Source organism: Streptococcus sp. HMSC077F03 (assembly GCF_001812375.1).
Lineage (GTDB): Bacteria > Bacillota > Bacilli > Lactobacillales > Streptococcaceae > Streptococcus > Streptococcus oralis_S.
Map to the genome: position 1 here is coordinate 1 of NZ_KV808803.1, position 239 is coordinate 239.

The following is a 239-nucleotide window of genomic DNA, read 5'->3' on the forward strand; positions in this document are numbered from 1 at the left end:
GGTGTCGCAGGTTCGAATCCTGTCTTCCCGATTCATGGCGGTGTAGCTCAGCTGGCTAGAGCGTCCGGTTCATACCCGGGAGGTCGGGGGTTCGATCCCCTTCGCCGCTATATTGATCTTGTTGGACCTTTAGCTCAGCTGGTTAGAGCTCTCGGCTCATAACCGAGTGGTCGTAGGTTCAAGTCCTACAAGGTCCATTGTAAATACTGGAGGATTACCCAAGTCCGGCTGAAGGGAAC

General features: G+C 54.4%; 2 tRNA genes. Both read left to right on the plus strand.

From position 1 onward, the window contains the following. Positions 1-36: 36 nt before the first annotated feature. A tRNA-Met gene (locus HMPREF2853_RS09475) sits at positions 37-110 on the plus strand. A 13-nt stretch (positions 111-123) separates the two neighbouring features. Beyond that, positions 124-197 (plus strand) — tRNA-Ile (locus HMPREF2853_RS09480). The last annotated feature ends 42 nt before the right edge of the window (positions 198-239 follow it).